This is a genomic window from Roseibium sp. AWQ4_254, assembly GCF_056161025.1.
Genome location: NZ_JBSWYH010000016.1, coordinates 52,322 through 71,959, shown reverse-complemented (window position 1 = coordinate 71,959; position 19,638 = coordinate 52,322). Strand labels below are relative to the sequence as shown.

Annotated in this window: 15 protein-coding genes, 1 tRNA gene and 1 pseudogene; 7 read left to right on the top strand and 10 right to left on the bottom strand. The window is 58.2% G+C overall.

Translation table 11 applies throughout. The annotated features are described in order from the left end of the window. Window positions 1-13: 13 nt before the first annotated feature. The 4 genes from ACXAIC_RS13765 to ACXAIC_RS13750 are packed head-to-tail and all read left to right on the top strand — an operon-like array spanning window position 14 to window position 2,215. Window positions 14-559: a carbonic anhydrase gene (locus tag ACXAIC_RS13765; protein WP_475179964.1), complete on the top strand. Its 546-nt coding sequence runs from the start codon at window positions 14-16 to the stop codon at window positions 557-559. Between the two features lie 7 nt (window positions 560-566). Beyond that, a complete protein-coding gene (locus ACXAIC_RS13760; RefSeq protein ID WP_475179961.1) occupies window positions 567-998 on the top strand; it encodes a hypothetical protein in 432 nt (143 codons plus the stop codon). Then, entirely contained in the window at window positions 937-1,305 is a 369-nt protein-coding gene (locus tag ACXAIC_RS13755) for a hypothetical protein (protein WP_475179958.1), read from the top strand. Before ACXAIC_RS13760 ends, ACXAIC_RS13755 begins: the two co-directional genes overlap by 62 nt. Further along, window positions 1,298-2,215 (top strand): alpha/beta fold hydrolase, encoded by a 918-nt coding sequence (locus ACXAIC_RS13750; protein ID WP_475179955.1) that lies wholly within the window; start codon window positions 1,298-1,300, stop codon window positions 2,213-2,215. The genes ACXAIC_RS13755 and ACXAIC_RS13750 overlap by 8 nt, the downstream gene beginning before the upstream one ends. Window positions 2,216-2,325: 110 nt before the next feature. Here ACXAIC_RS13750 and ACXAIC_RS13745 read toward each other — a convergent pair whose 3' ends face one another. After that, the gene (locus ACXAIC_RS13745; RefSeq protein ID WP_475179952.1) at window positions 2,326-2,883 is read right to left on the bottom strand and encodes a TetR/AcrR family transcriptional regulator; all 558 of its coding nucleotides are present in this window, start codon (window positions 2,881-2,883) and stop codon (window positions 2,326-2,328) included. 104 nt (window positions 2,884-2,987) lie between these two features. On the opposite strand from ACXAIC_RS13745, the gene ACXAIC_RS13740 reads away from it, so the two are divergent. Further along, the gene (locus ACXAIC_RS13740) at window positions 2,988-3,932 is read left to right on the top strand and encodes an alpha/beta fold hydrolase (RefSeq protein WP_475179948.1); all 945 of its coding nucleotides are present in this window, start codon (window positions 2,988-2,990) and stop codon (window positions 3,930-3,932) included. A gap of 148 nt (window positions 3,933-4,080) precedes the next feature. On the opposite strand, the pseudogene ACXAIC_RS13735 reads toward ACXAIC_RS13740, so the two are convergent. Both ACXAIC_RS13735 and ACXAIC_RS13730 read right to left on the bottom strand, forming a co-directional pair. Beyond that, window positions 4,081-4,245, bottom strand: a pseudogene (locus ACXAIC_RS13735) (IS630 family transposase); the annotation flags it as partial. Between the two features lie 386 nt (window positions 4,246-4,631). After that, window positions 4,632-6,779, bottom strand: a complete 2,148-nt coding sequence (locus ACXAIC_RS13730) for an EAL domain-containing protein (protein WP_475179944.1) — start codon at window positions 6,777-6,779, stop codon at window positions 4,632-4,634. Window positions 6,780-7,105: 326 nt separating this feature from the next. Here ACXAIC_RS13730 and ACXAIC_RS13725 point away from each other — a divergent pair, with 326 nt between their 5' ends. Continuing rightward, window positions 7,106-7,522 carry a septal ring lytic transglycosylase RlpA family protein gene (locus ACXAIC_RS13725; protein ID WP_475179941.1) on the top strand — a complete coding sequence of 139 codons (417 nt, stop codon included), beginning with the start codon at window positions 7,106-7,108 and terminating at the stop codon, window positions 7,520-7,522. 368 nt (window positions 7,523-7,890) lie between these two features. Here ACXAIC_RS13725 and ACXAIC_RS13720 read toward each other — a convergent pair whose 3' ends face one another. Beyond that, window positions 7,891-9,462 carry a cryptochrome/photolyase family protein gene (locus tag ACXAIC_RS13720; protein WP_475179938.1) on the bottom strand — a complete coding sequence of 524 codons (1,572 nt, stop codon included), beginning with the start codon at window positions 9,460-9,462 and terminating at the stop codon, window positions 7,891-7,893. Between the two features lie 465 nt (window positions 9,463-9,927). On the opposite strand from ACXAIC_RS13720, the gene ACXAIC_RS13715 reads away from it, so the two are divergent. Further along, window positions 9,928-10,004, top strand: a tRNA-Arg gene (locus ACXAIC_RS13715). Between the two features lie 171 nt (window positions 10,005-10,175). Here ACXAIC_RS13715 and ACXAIC_RS13710 read toward each other — a convergent pair. The 6 genes from ACXAIC_RS13710 to ACXAIC_RS13685 form a co-directional block, all read right to left on the bottom strand. Further along, window positions 10,176-11,255, bottom strand: coding sequence for a siderophore-interacting protein (locus tag ACXAIC_RS13710; RefSeq protein WP_475179936.1), 1,080 nt, complete (start codon window positions 11,253-11,255; stop codon window positions 10,176-10,178). Continuing rightward, window positions 11,252-12,544: an MFS transporter gene (locus ACXAIC_RS13705; protein ID WP_475179935.1), complete on the bottom strand. Its 1,293-nt coding sequence runs from the start codon at window positions 12,542-12,544 to the stop codon at window positions 11,252-11,254. The genes ACXAIC_RS13710 and ACXAIC_RS13705 overlap by 4 nt, the downstream gene beginning before the upstream one ends. A gap of 88 nt (window positions 12,545-12,632) precedes the next feature. Next, window positions 12,633-14,717: a TonB-dependent receptor gene (locus ACXAIC_RS13700; protein ID WP_475179932.1), complete on the bottom strand. Its 2,085-nt coding sequence runs from the start codon at window positions 14,715-14,717 to the stop codon at window positions 12,633-12,635. A 275-nt stretch (window positions 14,718-14,992) separates the two neighbouring features. Next, entirely contained in the window at window positions 14,993-16,777 is a 1,785-nt protein-coding gene (locus tag ACXAIC_RS13695; protein WP_475179930.1) for an IucA/IucC family protein, read from the bottom strand. Then, window positions 16,774-17,829: a GNAT family N-acetyltransferase gene (locus ACXAIC_RS13690; protein ID WP_475179925.1), complete on the bottom strand. Its 1,056-nt coding sequence runs from the start codon at window positions 17,827-17,829 to the stop codon at window positions 16,774-16,776. Before ACXAIC_RS13690 ends, ACXAIC_RS13695 begins: the two co-directional genes overlap by 4 nt. Beyond that, window positions 17,826-19,634, bottom strand: coding sequence for an IucA/IucC family protein (locus ACXAIC_RS13685; RefSeq protein WP_475179919.1), 1,809 nt, complete (start codon window positions 19,632-19,634; stop codon window positions 17,826-17,828). The genes ACXAIC_RS13690 and ACXAIC_RS13685 overlap by 4 nt, the downstream gene beginning before the upstream one ends. Between the last annotated feature and the right edge of the window lie 4 nt (window positions 19,635-19,638).

Below are 19,638 nucleotides of genomic sequence, written 5' to 3'. Positions count from 1 at the left end.
CCGGGAGACCGACATGACCACCACCTCACTTTTCCTCGACCGTAACCGCGCCTTCGCGGCGCAGTTCGAACAAGGTGAAATGCCAGCCCTGCCCAAACTGGGAACGCTGTTCCTGACCTGTATCGACGCCCGTGTAGATCCCGCCCATGTCTTGGGGCTGGAACTGGGCGAGGCAGTGGTGTTCCGCAACAATGGAGGACGTGTGACACCTGGTTTTCTCGAAGAGCTGTCAGTGCTGTCGCTCATGGTCGCCAGAATGACAGGTGCAAACGAGGCCAGCTTTGCGATCGTTCTGATGCAGCATACCAAATGCGGTGCGCAGAGCTTTGCCGACCCGGAGCTTCGCGCTTTGAACCAGGATCGGGCGAATGTCGATGTGTCCGGCAGTGCAATCACCAATCACGAAAACGATCTTCGCACGGACATGGAAAGGCTGCGCGATGCGCCGAATTTGCCGGGTGGGTTACGCGTGACGGCGATGCTTTATGACGTCGAAAGCGGCGCGGTCCGGCAGATTGCGCCTGAACGAAGCCTCGCAGAGCTGCGCGGCCGGCTCTGAGGCAGAAATGACCGATTTCTACGAAGTCTATGTGCGGATCTTTGCACTGGCACTGCCGGTTCTGGCGGTTGCAACCGGCAGTCTCGGGGCCATTCGCGCCGGTCTGCGGCCAACACAGTTCGCGGCCTTCGCCGTGGTATCGGCGGCACTGTTTGGTCTTTGGTATGCCGCCGCCATGCCTCTTTCACGAAAGGGGGTTTTCAATGTCCCCGCGAATATGGGAGAGCCGCCCGTGGTCCTGGTGTTTCTATTTGCCGGGGCGTTTGCGATCTGGGCGCTTGCCTGGCTCACGCCTTTGGGCCGGCGTTTGACCGACGCCACCCCACTCAGCGCCATCGCTGCGTTCCAGATCCCCCGGCTGATGGGGGGGGGTGTTTTTGATCGGCTGGCTGGCGAGCGATATCCCGGCGCTCTTTGCTATTCCGGCCGGGCTGGGTGACATTTGGGCAGGGATCGCGGGGTGGCAAGCCAGTCGTGCACTCGCCAGTGGGGCGCCCCATGCGCGCCGATTGCTGGTGCGGGCCAATGTAATCGGAATTGCGGATTTTGCCATGACGGTGCTGTTGGGCATCGTTACCTCCACAGGCTTTGCGCATCTCTTTGCGCAGGACGCGCCAAACATCATCAATGATCACCCGCTGGCAATGTTCCCGGCCTATTTCGTTCCGATCTTTCTGGGCTTCCACGTCATCGCGCTTGCGCGCATGCGAACCGAAAACCGGAGGGACACCACCACCCATGCCTGACTTCGTACCAGACCCGGAACTCTATCCGTTCGAGTCACATTGGGCAGAGCTCGCCGATGGAACGCGGATACATTATGTCGACGAGGGGCGCGGGCCTGTCCTGCTTCTGTTGCACGGAAATCCGGCCTGGTCGTTTCTCTATCGCAGGATCATCCTGGGGCTGCGGGGCCAATTTCGCTGTATCGCCCCGGATCTGCCGGGTTTCGGGTTGTCGCACGCCGGTGCCAGTTTCGGTTTCACCGCCGCTGAACAGGCAGCGATCATCGTTGATTTCGTCGATCACCTTTCCCTTCGGGGGATCGGCGTCATGATGCAGGATTGGGGTGGCCCGATCGGGCTGAACCTGGCGCAAACCCGGCCCGGGATGGTGGACAGGCTGATCATCGGCAACACATTCGCCTGGCCCTTTACCCGCCTCGGGCCGCGGGCGTTTTCTGCCATCATGGGCGGTATCCCCGGGCGTCTTGCCGCACTTCTGTTCAACGGTGTTTTATCCTGGTTTTTCACCATCGGTGTCGTCAAACCACTCAAACCCGAGGTCCGCGCCATGTATGACGCACCGTTCAAGCGCCGGGTAGACCGGCGGCCCACGTATATCTTTCCGCAACAGCTCACTGCCGCCAGTACTTTCTTGCGCCGGGTGGAGGAGCGGCTTCCAGCCATTGCCAAGACGCCAACACTGATCTTATGGGGGGACAGCGATTTCGCCTTCAAAGACTATGAGCGCGGACGGTTTCAGGCGGCATTCTCTGACCACCGGGACATTACGCTTTCGGCGGCGGGCCATTTCATCCAAGAGGACGCACCGGACGAGATCTGTAGGGCCGTTGTGGAGTGGTATGGCAAGGGTCAGCAAGAACACCGATTTGAGCAGCCGACAGTATCGCATGATCCAGTGAGTTTGGTTTGAAAACGGACGAACTGGCACTCAAACACACTTGAGGTGGGTCCATGTCGTGTGAAACAGGAGTTTAACCGTGCACACACGCCACTTTCTCTGTGTTCTCGGTGATTTAAGCCTCAAGACCGCAAAAAATTAGCGGCAATGGCCTTTGCACGGGAATAACTCTCATGATCGTTAAGCGACATATGAGAGAACGTGGCGCCTTCGATCAGCAAAAACAACACGCGCGCTGTTTCGTCCGGGTTCGCCTTGCTCAATCGCGTGCATGCAGTTCGCAAGCGTTCCAGAAATCGGGCCTTATAGGCGCGCGCGAGTTCACCGATACCTTCGTCAGAATTCCCATATTCCGTGAGTGCGTTCACGAAATAACAGCCGTTGAAGTCCGGCCTTTTCGACCAGTCCTGCATCGCGTCGAATATGCTGAGAACCTGCTGTTCAGGATCGCTGCCAGCGCTTTCAATGTATCGTTCCAGATACACAGCGAGCCGGTCGCCGCGCCTTCGAAGCGTTTCCTCGATCAGGGCGTTCTTGCTGTCAAACCCTTTATACAAGGTCATTTTTGCGACGCCCGCTTCCTGAAGCAGGCGATCGATCGAAACCCCCTTGAATCCTTCCATCGAAAAGATGGCCTCCGCTGTTTCCAGCAATTTCTCGCGTTTTGGGGCCCGCATCATACCGGTTCCTGAACTTAGGCGCTTGCTTAAAGTATACTGATCTGTCTACCTGTGGCAATATGGTAGACGAATTGGTCTATCTTAGAGGCGGAAAGGGATCTGAGATGCGCCGCTGGAAACGAGGATTGGCGCTGGGATTGGCATTTGCAATCGGCGCCTTCGCCGCATCGGAGATCTGGACCGAACGCGCGGCAAAACTGATACTTGCCGGGTTAAGCTGGTCCGCTGGGCTGGAAAGCAAATCGGTAACCACATCATTTGGCGATGTCGCCTATCTGGAGGGGGGAGAGGGGCAGACAATCGTTTTTCTCCATGGAATTTTCGCTCTGAAAGAGCATTGGATCGAAATGTCGCGCCAAGTCTCCGGAGACTACCGTGTCATACTGCTCGACCTGCCTGGTTTTGGAGAAAACCAGCGTCTGCCCATAAGTGAATACGACTATGGCCGCCAAACCGAAAACGTCCTCGAAACGCTGGACAGGATTGGTGTGAGTGACTTCCACATCGCTGCAAACTCCATGGGCGCGCAAATCGCAGCGCAACTCGCGATCGCAATTCCCTACCGCGTCCAATCGCTTTCGTTTGTCGGGGGGCCGGCCGGCGTCTCGTCTCCAGTGCCCAGCGATATGGAAACCGCGATTGCGGCGGGTCGGCTGCCTTTGGTGGTTGAAACCCGATCAGACTACGACGCACGAATGGCATGGCTCTTTCCCAAAGAGCCCTTCATTCCGCGCCCGGTCGCACATTACTGGACTGAAAACGAAGTTGCACTCGCCCGAACCAACCGGAAAATCTGGGATGTCGTGGCCGCTTTTGCCGGACCTGGATTGGAGGAATTGGCACATCGTATCGAGCAGCCCTCTTTGATCATTTGGTGCGAGGAGGACCGGATTTTTCACGTCTCGGGCGCGTCCGTGCTTGCCAAAGCCCTGAACTATGCAACGCTGCACAGGATGAGCGAATGTGGCCACCTGCCTATGTTGGATCGCCCGGAGGACACTGGACGACTGTTGCGGGAGTTTCTGAGCCGCCTAAGAAAGAGCCAATAACGGACCCTGCAAAGCCGCTCGGCCTCAAGTCTACCAGCGATCTGTGTGGTCAGCTTTCGGTCTAGCCAATCCTCCAATCGTTCATCCGGATACCGGCGTCATCCCTGGAAAGGTGCCACGAGGCGCTTATACCAGCGAGCATCGAACAGAACCGATGCGCCCATTTTTGCAAGTGGATGGACATGATGGCCCACCTCTGGACCATGAGCCGGTTCCAGGCTTGGCAGCAGAGCGCGAGGATCTCATCATAGGATTTGAAGATGCGGTTGGACGACCAGGTGTCGCGCAGGAATTGCCAGACGTTTCCCATGGGGATTATACCAAGCGCTGTTGATGATGAGCTATTTGATGACCTATTTCCGTTCATCGGCCAGACGCATCGCGTGCCCCGGCCTGGCTGAACCGGTAAGCCGTGCAACGATCGAGCGCTTTCCCCACAATTGCAGAAACGCTACATTGCAAGATGCGCTATCATTTTAAATCTTCTTTGCATTTCTATACTTAAAATCCACATCCCCACACGTCTTGTTTTCCAATATTTTATTCGCCTCACAATATATAATTCCAATATTCATCTTAAAATATTCAAAGAAAAGCACAAATCAATACATTGCTTTCATCAATCGAAGATGAAGGAATACGCGCACCCACATCCAGTCGCAGTCCCACACCAGCAAATAATTTGTTACTACACAGCCATCAAACCCCGCCAGGGTTTGGCCAGGGGGCAGGCTTGCCGAAATGGAAGCCCTGGGCGGCGTCGATTTCCAGAATGCGGAGGCGTTCGGCATCCTGCTCCGTTTCCACATGTTTGGCGATCACCTTGATGCCGAGTTCGCGCGCGGCCCGCACCAGCCCGTTGAGCACCACGGCCTTGGAAGGATCATTCAGCGCCTCGCGGGTCAACCCCGCCGCCAGCTTCAGCCATTCCACACGGCTGCCGGTGAGCCGGGACAGGACCGGCCAGTGGCCGGCGAAATCGTCGATCGAGGTCTGGCACCCCAAATCCGATACGAAGGTGAAGAAGGATTCCACCATGGCCGGTTCGCGCAGGAAGTCCTTTTCAGCGATTTCCAGACACAGGCGGGAGGCCAGCAGCGGATTGACCGACAGGCGGTGAAACAGCGCATCGCGGAAATTCGGGTCCCGCGCTGTGTCAGCTGACACATTCATGGTCACCAGCATGCGCGTCGCGTTTGACTGGACCGCATCCAGCACCCGGTCGAGCGTCCAGCCATCCACCTGGGCGATGAAGCCCGAGCGCTCGGCGGCCGAAATCCAGGCCCGCGCGGACAGGCCCCGGGCCCTGTCACCAATCAGGCGCAGCAGCACTTCGACCCCGCAAACAGTGCCGGATTTAAGCGCGACAACCGGCATGGCATAAAGGGTCAGGTCCTTGCCGCAGAAACTTTCCGGTTCCGGCGCGGCGGGTTGATCATGTATCTGGGAGGGCCAGTCTCCGGCCTGAACCCCATGAACTTGAACCGACTGACCGCCGGTCCGCTTGCCCCTAAGGCAAGCCCGGTCCGCCAAGCCCAAGAGAGCCGAGGCATCCGCGTTGTTCAGGACGACCGATCCGTCGACAAACGCAACACCGACAGAGCCGCTGATGGTAAAGACCCGCTCCATGATTTCCAGCCGGATCCGCTCAAAGCCCTTCAGGATCCTGTTGGCAAAGTCGAGAGCGGCCGCTTCGCTGGCCACAGGCAGCATGGCGGCAAATTCATCGCCGCCGATCCGGGCTACCGTGCCGAATTCCCCGAGCGCCTGGCGCAGGCAGGCCGCCACGCGCAGCAGCATGTCATCGCCCGCATCATGGCCGCCCAGATCATTGACCTTCTTGAACTCATCAAGGTCAATATAATAGACGGCAAGCCCGGTCTGCCGGTCGCTGGCCATGCGCGCCAGCTCCCCCTTGAGATAGCGTGTAAAGGCGCGGCGGTTCTCCAGCCCCGTCAGCGGGTCCTTATAGGCCAGCTTGCGATTTTCGGCGACTTCCTTGGGGCTGTCCACATCCCGGCGGATGACGGCCATGAAGCCGCGCGGCGCTGCACTGGCCTTGCCCTCCTCACCGTCCGCGGTTTCCGGCAGCGCGACGAAACGGACCTCGCAGACCTTCGGGCCGCCCGGTCCGAAGGTCCCGTCCGCAGGCCCGGCAAGCGCCAGATGAAGGGTTTGCGGGGCGCCGGCGTCCAAAGCGTCCAGAACAGTTTCCAGGATGCTGCTCTCGCAGGTGCAGCCGGTGGCCAGGCGCAGTCTGGCGGCGATGTCCTCCAGATGCGTTTGCCCTTCGAACACCAGAATGTCATCGGGAAAATGTTCCAGAATATGCCGTGCCCGGGCGCCGCTGCTGGATTGCCCGGCCAGCAAGGCCGAGCGGACCAGCGCGCGCTCCTCAGGGTCCAGCTCTGGCTCAAGCCCGCACTCCTGCCGGCCTGTGACATCGTTTTCAAACTGCAGCAAGACCGCAGAACAATCGCGTTTCAAAAACAGTTGCGGGGTGCAGGACAAGTGCCTGCACAGCACCTGGCCGGACGGCACGGCAAAGGCTCCGCCCGCCTCAACCGGCTGGCCGCCAAACGCTGTTGTCAGAACGCGTTCGCAGCGCCCCCAGCTGTCGCCGGAAAACAATTTCCTCAAATTGGATGGAACAGACTTCACGCCCGCCTGCGCACAGGCGTCCGCCAGCAGAGGATTGTGGGCCAGAATACGGCCGTCCCTGCCGACATAAGCCGCCGCGAAGGGAAGAACCTCCAGCAGGGAGGCGTGAAAGGTAGAAAGTAATTCGTTTCTGGCACGGCCGAACAGGCCCCGCCGGTCACGCATGAACCGTTGGCTGATTTGCACCAGACCGCCCTCTCAAAAAATCTCATGATTGGCGCTATTGAAAATAGCTCCGCGCCGCCCCGAAATATCTATTAGCACAGTTTAGCCGCGAATCATGGCCCAGCAAAACTACGCACAAATCTTACAAAAAACTTGGTTAATTCTTATTTAACTAAATAATTTAAAATTTCATTCAAATTTATATTTTTCTCTACTCATATTTTTCTAAATTTGAATACCCGCCTTAATTTCAACACGGAACTGCCCTAGGGGCATCTTCATTGTTTCCAAGTGACCGGTTCCAACTGCAAGTTCACCGGAAAGATACTATTTATCAGGACACCGCAATGCCATTGCCATCCGGATCGCGGATCTGCCAAATTTGTGCACTTTTTGCGTGTATTTTGCTATTTCAAGCTGAAAACACCGTCCAGGCCAAAGACGCGTTTCACCAATGCGGCAAGGCCTCCTGGTACAGCCTGGGCGGCATGACTGCCAGCGGTGAACGGGCCAACCCCAAAGGTTTGACGGCAGCTCACCGCACCTTACCCTTCGGCACGATGGTGACTGTCATCAATCTGTCAAACGGCAAAAGCGTAACGGTGCGCATCAACGATCGAGGCCCTTTCGCGAAAGGCCGTGTCATTGACGTGACTCGTGCCGCTGCCCAAGAGCTCGGTTTCCTGCGCAAGGGGGTGACCAAAGTGCATGTCACCCGGGCCGGGACAGAAAATGCGGCCTCCCCTCAGCAAAAGTGCCAATAATACTTTCAGCCTGCCTATAATTTAGACAGAACGTGATCGATCCGTGAAATTTCAATGCCTCTTCCAATATATTGAAATAAAATGATTATTTTAAGAGCTTTCGGCTTTTGCCTGCAATTCAGTATGAATAACGATCAGTCGCATTACAGTGAATCAAAAAATAAAATATTTTACGGTAATGACATTCTGAAGAGATGCGGCTAGAGTTGCGCCCGTGGTCGATGGGGCCACGTGCACAGTAACTTCATTCGCGCAGTCTTCGGACTGCGCGTTTTTTTTTGCAAACCGAATTATTTTTGCAAATATGCCGCTCCCGAAATAAATCAGATCCGCTGACGCCGCGCCGGAAGATGTTTTCAGACCGGGTCTCAGACGGACTGCCCCCGGTCCAGCCGGTTTAAAAAAGCGGCCGCACTGTCTTTCAGCGCCCGCTGCCGTTCAACGCCCATGCGGGCCCAGCTGGCATAGGGCCGGGATAACCGGCGGTTGCCTTTGAGCACAATCTGATGACGGTCAAGAAAGTCCCAGTATAGGGCATTGAAAGGACAGGCGCCCTCACCCGTTTTCGCGCTCACGTCGTATCTGCAGCTGCGGCAGTAGTCCGACATCTTGTTCAGATAGTTGCCGCTGGACATATAAGGTTTCGAGGCAAGCTTGCCGCCATCGGCAAACTGGCTCATGCCGAGCGTGTTCGGCAGCTCGACCCACTCAAACGCATCCACATAGACGCTCAGATACCATTCATGCAGCTGATGCGGATCAATGCCCGCCAGCAGCGCGAAATTGCCCGTCACCATCAGCCGCTGGATGTGATGGGCATAGCCCTCTTCCAATGTCTGGCCGATTGCCTCCGACAGGCAGCGCATCCCGGTCTCCCCGGTCCAGTAGAAGCCGGGCAGCGGCCGGGCAGCCTCCAGCATATTGGCGTTTTCATAGCCGGGCATGGACAGCCAGTAGAGCCCGCGCACGAATTCCCGCCAGCCAATGATCTGCCGGATGTAGCCTTCGGCCGCATTCAGCGGCACGGCACCATCCCGATAGGCCGCCTCCACCTTGCGGCACAGGTCCAGCGGGTCCAGCAGCCCGATATTGAGATAGGCCGAAACAACCGAGTGGTAGAGAAACTTCTCGCCTTGCAGCATGGCATCCTGATAGGTGCCGAACCGGGCCAGAGCCGTCTGCAGAAAGCGGTCAAAGGCCGCTTCGGCCTGGGCCCGGGTGACCGCAAACCAGAACGGCTCCAGCTGCCCCATATGGGCCGCAAAGCGCGCCCCCACCAGCCGCAGCACGTCTTGGGTCGTCTGATCCGGCGGAAAACGGGCCGGCCTCGGCATGAAGAGATCGGCTGCGGCCGGTTTACGATTGTCCGCATCATAATTCCATTTGCCCCCGGCCGGCTGATCCCCGTCCATCAAAAGGCCGGTCCGGATCCGCATCTGCCGGTAAAAGTGCTCCATGCGCAGCTGCTTGCGCCCGGCCGCAAAGGCCTCAAAATCGGCCCGGGAGGCCAGAAACCGGCTGTCCTCCAAAATCACGACCTGCCGCCCGAATGCATCCTGCCAGCCGGTCATATCCTCCAGAACCCGCCATTCCCCCGGCTCGGTCACACAGACCCGCTCGGGCGTCAAACGTGCACAGGCGCGCGCCACCTCCCCCCGGAAGCTCCCGGTGTTGCCGACCGCATCCAGCTGCACATACTCCACATGCCATCCGTCCGCCCGCAGGCTGTCGGCAAAATGGCGCATGGCGGACAGGATGAAGGCAATCTTCTTCTTGTGGTGGGGCACATAAACGGTTTCGGCCTGCACCTCCACCATCAGCACCCGGTCCAGGGCACGGTCCGCCCCGGCCAGGCTGGAGATGTGCGGGCTCAGCTGATCCCCCAGGATCACGATCAGCTGGCGGCAGCCCTTGGACGGGGTCCGCTCAGCGCCGCCCACCGGCACCTCCCGCACCGCCTGGCCGCAGACCAGACGGCCTCCGGTTCTGAATCAGGTTCTGGCCTGGCGTCTCCGGCACATAGGCGCACATGACGGCTCCTTAAAACAGCTTGTGTCAGCGCTATACGCAGATCCGTGCCTCCCCTATCACCGCCCCTGCCGTTTTTTTCACCGCTGGCCCGGCTGGCCAGCCCTCCCCTCCCCTGTTGCACCCACCTTGAGCCCTTATACCAGGCGGTCCGATGGGGTGTGAAAGACGGCCAGGCTGGCGGTTCAAGCAACACAACGCCGTCCAGCAGGCATAAAACCCCGGCAAACCGGTCAGGAGAGGGTCAGTCCCTTGCAACGGGCAGGAGGCTGTGGAAGATAACTTGTCCAAAAGACCAGAAAGCCATTGCCCGCAAGCGCCGGATCTTGTATCAGACCGTCCTATCCGCCGCGCAGCCCGCCTGCGACCGGACAATAGCACCCGTAGCTCAGCTGGATAGAGCGCTGCCCTCCGAAGGCAGAGGTCACAGGTTCGAATCCTGTCGGGTGCGCCAGATTAAAACGTGTCCGATCCGGAGACATGGGTTACAACCTCGTGCCGAACGGGTTGTCGATTGTCTGTAGTGTTCTCTGCTGTCGATCCCGCTGCCCCAGTGCTGGCCATTTGGAGTGGCCTGCACTTGCTCATTCTGTCCCAATGAGCCGAAAAAATCATAAGACAAGCTTTAAGCGGTGCCTTTGGCATCGCCCGAGCGGCCGCGTTTCCAATAGGAAATCGCGTATTGCCGCCCTTTACCGAGCCCAAACTCCTGCTTGAAGACTTTTCGCAGTGACTGGGCATTGTCGTACTCACCGGCAAACCAGCAAAAATCCGGCGAGCAGGCATCAGCGAACGCTTTCAAACTGCCTTCGACCCTTTCGGAGAAGTCCTTCGAACCCAGACATGTAATTGGCAACGTGGTTTCTGGAAGATAGGCTAGGTTCGCCTTCGGCAGCGCGGTGACCACGTGGCCGGTGCAGGTCTTGGGAAGGGTCGCAAGAAGGTGTGCAAGGGCCGGCAGAGCGGTCTCGTCGGCGGCCAGCAAGACGGATTGGCACTCTTGCGGCACTCTTTCGCCGCCACCCGGGCCCATGAGGCCAATGCTGTCGCCAGCGACCGCTCTTTCGGCCCAATCGGCGATCATCCCGCCCTGGTGGCGAACGATGTCGATATCGACTTCGGTCAGGTCTGCCCGAACGTCTTTCAGTGTGTAGTAGCGCACGTGAAGCTCGTCTTCGCCCTTCGGCCAAAGCGTCGCTCCGTTCGAGGCGACATGAGGCCATTGCGGTGCACGCGTGGCATCCGATGGCAGCATAAGCTTGACGTGAATGCCGTCCTTCTGGAGTGAGGTTGCGGTTTTGCAGGCAAAGGTCAGGCGCAACATGCCGGGGAAGATCTCGCTCTTTCCGGACAGGTGCAACAGGTGAAAGTTCGGCGGCCTGATATCGTCGTTTGCGCCTTCACTTTGAAGATCGTCGCTCCAGCGGATCGATGCGGCTGCTTCCGGTGTGAGTTCCTCCAGATGCCGCACCACGCCCTCCTTGAAAACGAAGAGCTTGTTGGGGCTGGGCGCCGAAACGGCGAAGGTCAGTGTTTGAGGCGCCTGGGAAACAAGGATCTGACTGTCCTCATCAATCGGGATCAGGGCACTGCCATCGCCCTGATCAATGTGGTTCAGATCGTGGCTCTTGAGGTGTTCCAAAAGTGCGCCGAGAACAGATGCAGGATCAGCAACGACAACAGTCGTTTGGGCTTCGAGGCTCATGACGCGGCCTCGTTCTGGGCGGCATTCTGGCGAAGCGATTTCCCTGACCTGCCCGGTAGAAGCTTGATTGTCGCCAGTACCGCGAGGCCCGACAGCACGGCGGCCAGCACGAAGAGACCGTCATATCCGAAGTGGTCCGCGATCATGCCGGACGTCATGGAGCCGATGAGATAGACAATCAGCTGAGCGCAGGCCAGCAGGGTGAAATCGGTGCCCGGCTGCGACCTGGAGGCGACACTCATGAAGAGCGAGTACAGGATGACGATTTCCATGTAGCGAATGAAGGTCTGGAATGCCGCTGCCGACATCACCGTCCAAAGGGGCTCGTAGATCCCCAGCGCGTGCAGGGCGAAGGCTGTAAAGCAGATGGTGCGCAGAAGGCCAAGAATGATCAGCGACCTGTTGGCTCCCTGCCACTTGATCAGGCCGACGGCGATAACCGACCCTATGATGCCAGCTGTGGCTGCCGAGCCTCCGGACAGGTAGCCGATCCAGGAAAGAGACAGGCCGACGTCGATGAGATAGGGGCCTTCCATCGCCTTGACCAGGCCTTCGCTTGCCCGAAAGACTAGCGCGATGACAAAGATCTGAACCGCTTCCGGACGCATGAAAAACGCGCGCAGCGATGGCTTTGAAATCGTATTTCCTTCAGCCCCGGATGGCTGAGGTTCTACCGCTCGTTCTCGCATCAGAGGCGTGACGAGCAGGGGCAACAGAGACAAGGCGGCGACAAAGAGAAGTGTCGGTGTCCATCCATAGGTCTCGAAGAGAATAAGGGACAGGGTGCCACCGATCACGACGCCGAGGGCGACGGCACCGCCTTGAAAGGCGTTGCCGATGCCTCTGTCCTTCTCCGAAAGACTGTTGGTCGCGTAGCCATCAGTCGCAATGTCCTGCGCCGACATGGCCAGTGCCATCGTTAGACAAACCACAAAGAGACCAGTGACATTCGTTGGCTCGATGAACGCCAGGACCGCGATGCCAGAGGCCGTGACCAGTTGCATCGGAACGATCCAGCCTCGCCGGTGTCCGATCTTGAGAAACCTGATGCGGTCGATGAACGGAGCCCAGAGGAACTTGAGCACCAGCGGCAACATGAGCAGGGAGAAAAAACCGATGGCGCTGCGGGAAACACCGGCCTCCCGCAGGACCGGGGGAAGGGCTGCCGCAATCAGATAGGTGGGAATGCCTTGCGCCAGATAGAGCCCACCAAGCGTTGCAAACAAACGGTATCGTTCAGCGTTTCCGGTGGGCGCGGTTCCCTTGAGCTTTGCTCTGGACAGACGCATGGCTGGCTCATTTTCAAAACTGTCGAGGGCATGCCCTCGGAAAGGGAAAAACCGCAAGCGCCAAGCGCCTGCGGTCAACGTTGGAGACTTAAAACTTGACCTGGTAAGACAGGGCGATTGTCCGGCCGAGACCTGCCACATTGATGCCGCGCGTGGCCGTGGCGGTCGGGTTGATGTAGTCGGTATCAAGAATGTTGCGGACGCCAAGCGAGAGCTTGCCGTTGTGCTCGAAGGTCTTCGCAACGGCGGCGTTCAGAAGGACAGCCCCATCGATCTTGTTGTCAATGTCGCGAGACCTGCCGGAGAAGAACTCGACTTCGGCGCGGGCAGTGATGTCATGCTCGAAACTCATGGTGCTGTACAAAAGGCCCTTGAACGTCGTCGGAATGCGGTTGTTGGGCAGATAGCTGTCGAATTTACCGTCATCATTCGTGTCGTATTGACCTTCCGAATAGGCCAGCACGCTGCCGACGGTCATCCAGTCCAGGACATTTGCCTCTCCGTTAAACTCGACGCCCCAGAGACGCTCTTTCTGCTGGGAGACGCTGTTTGAGGAAACGTCAAAGGTCGTGCCCTTGTCGGATGTCGAGAAATAGGCACTCAGGTTCGCGCGGAATCTATCCCAATCACCGCGCAGGCCGATCTCGTAGGTGTTCACAAGCTGAGGCTCGGGAGAGATGTCGGCAAAGCTCGTGGTGCCAGTACCGGTACAGACACCGGCAACGCCGGAGATCGAGCAGAGTTCAGCTGTTGTGTTCGCGCCTGCGCGGCGTGTAAACGCGCCAACGTCCGCCAAAGCATAGCCTTGAGAGAAGTTGCCGTAGGCTTGCATTTCCTCGGTGACGTCAAACACGCCGCCGATGTTGAAGGTCCACTGATTGTAGCTGAAGTCGCCGCCGGTCACATCGACCGCGCCAATGGTCGCGACGGGCAGGCCTAGGCTCGACAGAAGGTTGGTCTGTGACTCCGGGCGGGTGAAATCGTCGACGCTTAGGAAGAACTGGTCGAACCTGGCACCTGCCTGCAGGCGGAAACGATCGACGACCGGAATTTCAGCCTGTGCAAAGCCGGCGATCTGGTTTTGTGTCATGGGTGCGATGACATCTGCGCCACCGATGGTCTCCTGCGTCGTCTGATCGAAGGTATAATCGACGCCCCAGGTGACGTTGGAGCCTTCCGTCAGGAAATCCAGAGCGCTGTTGACGGAGGCCGTCGCGCCGAAGCGGTCGCCGTAAAGGACCGTCTGATTGTCCGATGTATAGACAAAGGTGTTCACGCTCGAGAGCTCCGTCATGAGCGACTGCTTCTCGATGTGATTGTAGAACGCCTTGATTTCCAGATTGCCCAGAGAAAAGTCTGCATCCGTGTAGCGGGCGGTGAAATACTGGGAGTTCTCTTCCAGCGGCTCGCCGTCATAGGGATTGGAGTAGTCGGGCACAGCGGTGCCGCTGGAGTAGTCCGTGTACCAGTCAGGATCCTGGCGGGCGTAGCTGAGATCGGCACTCACCTCGAAACGCTTGGCGTCTGTCTCATAGCCGATGACGCCGAAAGCTTCGCCTTCGCCGATGCGGTCTGCACCGCCCTGTCCGAGCATGCCGTCTGATGCGAGCTCGTTGCCGTCTCCATCATAGGTGCGTCTGCTGAAGTCACCGGAGAGCGATAAGAAATAGTCGAATTTGCCGTTACGCCCCTCGGCGGAGACATTTGCGTTGGGGGCAATCGATTCCGGCAGGTTTGCGGTGAAGGCGGTTGCGCCGACGGTTGCGGTGACGTTGACGCCATCTTCGACGCCGCGCTTAGTAATGATGTTGATCGTGCCGCCCGTCGCGCCCGCGCCGTAGAGACTTGAGGCGCCATTGACGACCTCGATACGGGCTATGTTGTCCATGTTGATCAGGGACAGGATGCGCGAGTTACTCCGGAGAGGGGTGTTGCGCGGAACACCGTCAACCATGATCAGGACGCTGCGGCCGCGGAAGCTCTCGGACGCGCCCGATATGGTCTGATTGCTCGGCGCGTAGCCGGGCACCAGCCTAGACACAAGATCGGATGTGTCTGTAGCGAGGATCTTCGTTTCCTCGATCTGCTCTTCAGAAATGATCTCAACCGACTGTGCGACAGTCCCGAGGGCCCCTTCGCTACGGTTTGCCGTCACAACAATCTGATCAAGCAAGACGGTCTCGCCGGAGTTCTCCTGAGCGTGTGCCGGCAGCGTGCACAATGCCGTGCTCGCCCACAGAATGTAGGATCTGATTTTCATGGATGCCCACCCAATAAGGTTTTATTTTCAGGGAATTGGGTGGCTCGATAGCGGCTGCAGTCTGGCTTCCCGTTAAATCTACATCAATCATACATGAATAATTTATTCAAGTTTATGCACTGTAAATTGTACGGATTGATTGTGTTGTTGCAGATCGGACACATTGGAAAACACCAGATAGAACTGTCTCAGCAATTGCCTTCTGCAAAGCGAACCAGCGGGTTCCGCAAATCCGTCCCAAGCGCGGGAAGAGGCCGTTCGGCCGCGTCGCCATAGCCAATTTCAAACCGGACCTTGTTGATACAAACGCGCGGCAGGCTTGGATGAAACAGCTCGAAGGTTTTGAAGCGTTCCGCCAGCTCGGGATGCTCGGACATGTATGTCTTCAGCGTCCTGGACAGGAGGCCGTAGAAATCGCCCTCGGTGATTGCGTCCGCCGTGGCCAGCCGCGCTGAGAAGAAGCGCAAGACGGTGACGAAATGGGCCGTCTGAATATCATGTACGATGTACTCGGGCGGCTTGTTCGGCAGGATTGAGCGGATCTCGTCAGGCAAGCCAGAATGCTCGGCAAAGGTCTGATTGACGATATCCACATCGCCCTGAAGATCCTTGATCGCGAGGCCGACGGGCCGATGATCTTCAAGGACGACGGTGATGTTCTGACCATGGGCAATGAAGCCGACACCATATTTTGCCAGAAAGTGATAGAGCGGAACGACGGTGGTCCGGAAGAGCTCGGTGAGCCACTCCGAGATAGGCATCCCGGCGCGGTTGGCATGATGGACAGCAAGTGGAACTCCATCTCCTGCCACGTGGAGCAGCGCGGCGTAGAGGCAGGCATCCTGTTTCGTTGAGATCCGGCTATTGGCGTTCTCGCGCCAGATCGCGCCGAGCGTCTCCAGATGCTGATAGGGCGCGTTCGGCACCTGGTCATAGATCGGGTGGCGATACCAGATGCCGCGTTGTTCCCTAAGGATCGTGACGTTGGCGGCGAGGAGCTCATCGCCGGCGACCAGACCTTCGAGCCAGTCCGAGATGGCGCTGCCGAGCGCGATATACTGTCCAGGAATGCCACGCCATGCGGAGGTGTTCAGGATCATGAGGGCAAGTTTGATGTCAGGCGATCCGGGGCGGTCGATGCATGTCAGCGTTCTGAGGCTTGGACCCGCAACATAGCGGCCTCCGAAGGCGCCGAGGAAGACGAGCCGTCTTTCCATCAGCTCGCCAACATAGACCTGTTGTAGCACATGATCCCATTGCCAGGGATGTGCCGGGATTAAAGTATGTGTGGCGAGCGAAAGCCCTTGGTCTTCAAAGACTCCGAACAGTCTCTGCTCTTCTTCGTCGCCAAGGCATTGGCTTAGGAATGCACGCTCGTCGACGCTGGAACTGTCTCCAATTCGACATTGAGTGCGGTCGGCGGCAAGCCAGACGATTTCAAAGTCCTGCTGATGCTCGGGAGAAAAGCTGCGGACGTCATCCATTCCCCAACCGAGACGGCCTTTGTTCGCGACGGCCTTGGGGTGCCCCTCCAAAAAAGCGTGCCTCACATGCGAGGGAGCGTTGACCAGATCTTCGCCTCGCACTCGTTGGTTTTTCTCCAGAAGAACAAGGTCCTGCCTGAGCGTGTTCGAAAGTTCGCGCAGGAATGTCGCCTCGGTGTCTGGTTTCATGTCCAATTCCGCGCGGGCGTCAACGACGAATTGCAGCGGAGACGGGAAGGCCTCTGCTTCGGGCTTTCGCTGAATGCTCTCAGGATGCACCAGAAGATTGTCCCAAGCTCCGAGCTTCGCTGCGAAGCTGTAGACGGCATCTGATTGCAGTTTCAGAACAAAGCGCTCAGCGCCTTGGGCTTCGGGGGCGATCACCTCTTCATAGCTCAGCTCGTTCAGAAGTTTGGCCAGGCTTTCACGGCAAACGGTTTCCCAGCCTGAAACCGTTTCGATCGCCTGAGGTGCTACAACGACGTTCACAGGCGAACCTCATTGAAAAAGCGATCGCGGCGGCAGCGCATAAGGGCTGAACGCTTGTGCGGGAAATCGAATTCCTTGACCTTTTCATATGCAAGCGCATCAGCGTAGGTGAGAAGTTTGGCGTTATCGACGCGTGGCTCTCCCATGATGTTTTCGGTCATCGGGCAGTCGAGGAAAAGATAGTGGGCAAGGCCGCGCAACCAGGCACCTGTCTTGACCCTTCCAAGGTGCCGGCGCTCGCCAATAAGTCCATGCCAGCCCCGGTCCCATGGACCGCTGTCATAGAAGGGGCCGAGCCGGTCTTCGCGCACCCAATAGGTTTCGAAATACCCGGCATCCTCACCGTTGAAAGCCCCAATCAACGGGTAGGTGTGCGGCTTTGCGATGAGTTGTTCCAGGTAGGCGCGCAGCTCGTCCTTGGGGAGGGCTAGTTCCCAGAAAAAAGCGACCCGCCCGTCGTTCATCCAGCGATGAAACAGATCAAGATCCTTGTCGATGTCGACGGCGCGGAATGACACGGTCAACTCAGCCACCGGATCAAAGCGCTGGTACACGAGGCCATCTGGATGGGGCGCACGCAGGGGATGGTCGCGCCCGTCAGGGCCATCGACAAGTCCAGCGCGAGTCCGGTTGACTTGGGGATGTCCGATCCACATCTGAGGCACCTGATAGAACCCGGATCGCGAGACGACCAGATTAGAACCATCGCGATAAACAAATGGCAGACTGCGCAGCGGGAAGCTCGTTTCCTCGAGGTTCAGCACCAGCCTGTCAAGCGCCTCATTTGCAGCGAAAAAGCACTCCAGAGCGACCAGCACGGCGGCGATGGTCACCTCCTGGTCGAGGGCCTGTTTCCAGGTGAACGAAAGGTGCAGCTCTGCATCGCCTTGCAGTTCTGCCGATGCAATGGCTTCGCCATCGAGGAACAGTTCCGCTTGGGTGTCCGAGACCAGACGCGCCAGGATTGGTAATGCGCCAGCAAGGTTCGGACGCACAAGGCTTGGAAGAAAGGTATTGTCAGCGTCCTTTTGGACGGATGCGTGAATGTTCATGTGGTTGCCTCCGGATAGGACAAGGGATTTGGAATTTCGAGGAAACTGGCGAGTTGCCCACTGGCGTCGCCGGAGGCTTCGTTCACGCCGCTGAGGCTGGTGCGATAATTGCCCTTGCTGCAGAGGGTGGGCGCTTCGAGAAGCATGTCGTAGAACGTGGTGTCCGCATCACACGTCGCCCGCAATGCGATGAGTTTTTCGCGCAAGATCGCGTAGGCCGCGCTTTCTGCCAGCAGCCCGTCAATCGCCAGCATCGAGACAACGTTCATGAGGTTGTTGACGATCACGTAGTAGCAAAGCAGCCCGTCGCCGAGAGCGGGAGGAGCGACGTTCTCGCTGTATCGCCCAATGTCGGGAACATGACGTTCGAGGGTATCGTGATGTGTGGTCAGATGTCCTGTCCCCTGGCAGTCGCGCACCCAGACCGCGGACGGCAAGCCATCCTTCAACGAGATCATCATGTTCTGCTGATGAGAGCCGAACAGGAGGCCATGCCGGGAGCGGACCCTTGCAAGTGGAGCGACTGCAACGTCAACGAACGCGGCCAGCCATTCGCCTGCACTGGCCGCAAGAGCCTTGCCGGTCTCTCCGGCGCGTCTTTCAATCAGCGCGCCGAGTGGAGAGCGCTCATCGAGCCGTTCCTCACAAATGCTTGCCAGCATGACTGGGCCGTCTGATGCCGGGTCGCGGAAGGGGTTATCGCGAAAGATCACGAAGCTTTCTTCAAGCGCGCCACCATCTTGCGCCTTGAGCGCGGCGTAGGCCGGCTCACGCAGAATGTGAAGGTTGGGTTCCTGTTGAGAGATGTCAGCGCCGATCGGACTGTCGAGAAGGCGGCACATCTGGATCCCGCGTTCGACCTCTTTGCGCGACAGCACCCGCTTGGAGTTGGTGAGGCGCATGCTGAGCGAGAATTTCAGCATGGACGGTGCGTGATAGGCATGAACGCCGCGCATGGAGGCTGTTGCTGCGAACGGCTGACCTGTGCTGCCGACCGGGATCATTTCCCCTTGGGCAACCCAGTCGATCACTCGCTGGTCGGCCAACAGTCTCGACGCTTGCCAGGGATGCCACGGCACCGGGACAAAGCCGTCCGGGATTTCGACCTTCAGTCTTTTCGGCAGTGTTTCGTCCGCCTGGGCAAGATCACGGCAGTAGTCTTCGGCAGAGTGCTTGCCGGCGTCTTTCAGAACGAGGATCGAACGCTCCGCGAGGACCCAAAAGAGTGGGAACTTGCCTCCAAGCTCGGGGCTGTAGAGAGCTGAGCTGGTGTCGTCGACCTCGTCTTTACTGCGCGGGTTCGGATGTGTCGGATGTCCGGACATAAGCGCTTGTTCGGCGTCCTGGAACGACCAAAGATCGGCGGGCTTGTTGTTTCGGCAAGACGCATAGGCACGCTCAACGCCCAGCCGGCTGTCCAGGATCCGCTGCAAGAGCTTGAGTTGAAATGTGGGATCACCGGGGCTTGCCTGGGGATCGAGGACAAGAAGTGTCAGTGCTTCGGCGAGGGCGATTTCACGAGGCTTTGTTTTTTTGTCCCAGCGCAGGAAGGGGAGCGAGATCTTCTGTCTGAAGCGACCTGCGTACGGCACCTCAATGAGCAGTGCTTCATCGCTTTTGACGAGCGGCAGCTTGGCATAGGTGCCTGACATGCCAAGCTGTTCGGCTTTCTCTTGCGAGATTAGAGACCAGCCATCCCATTCGCGCAAGAGCGCGTTCAAAAAGGCCGTGGCTGTTGCATGGTCGGCCTTGCGTGCTGCGGTTTGTACGGCGTCGGCAAAGCCATCGGCGGACATCTCGTTCATGATG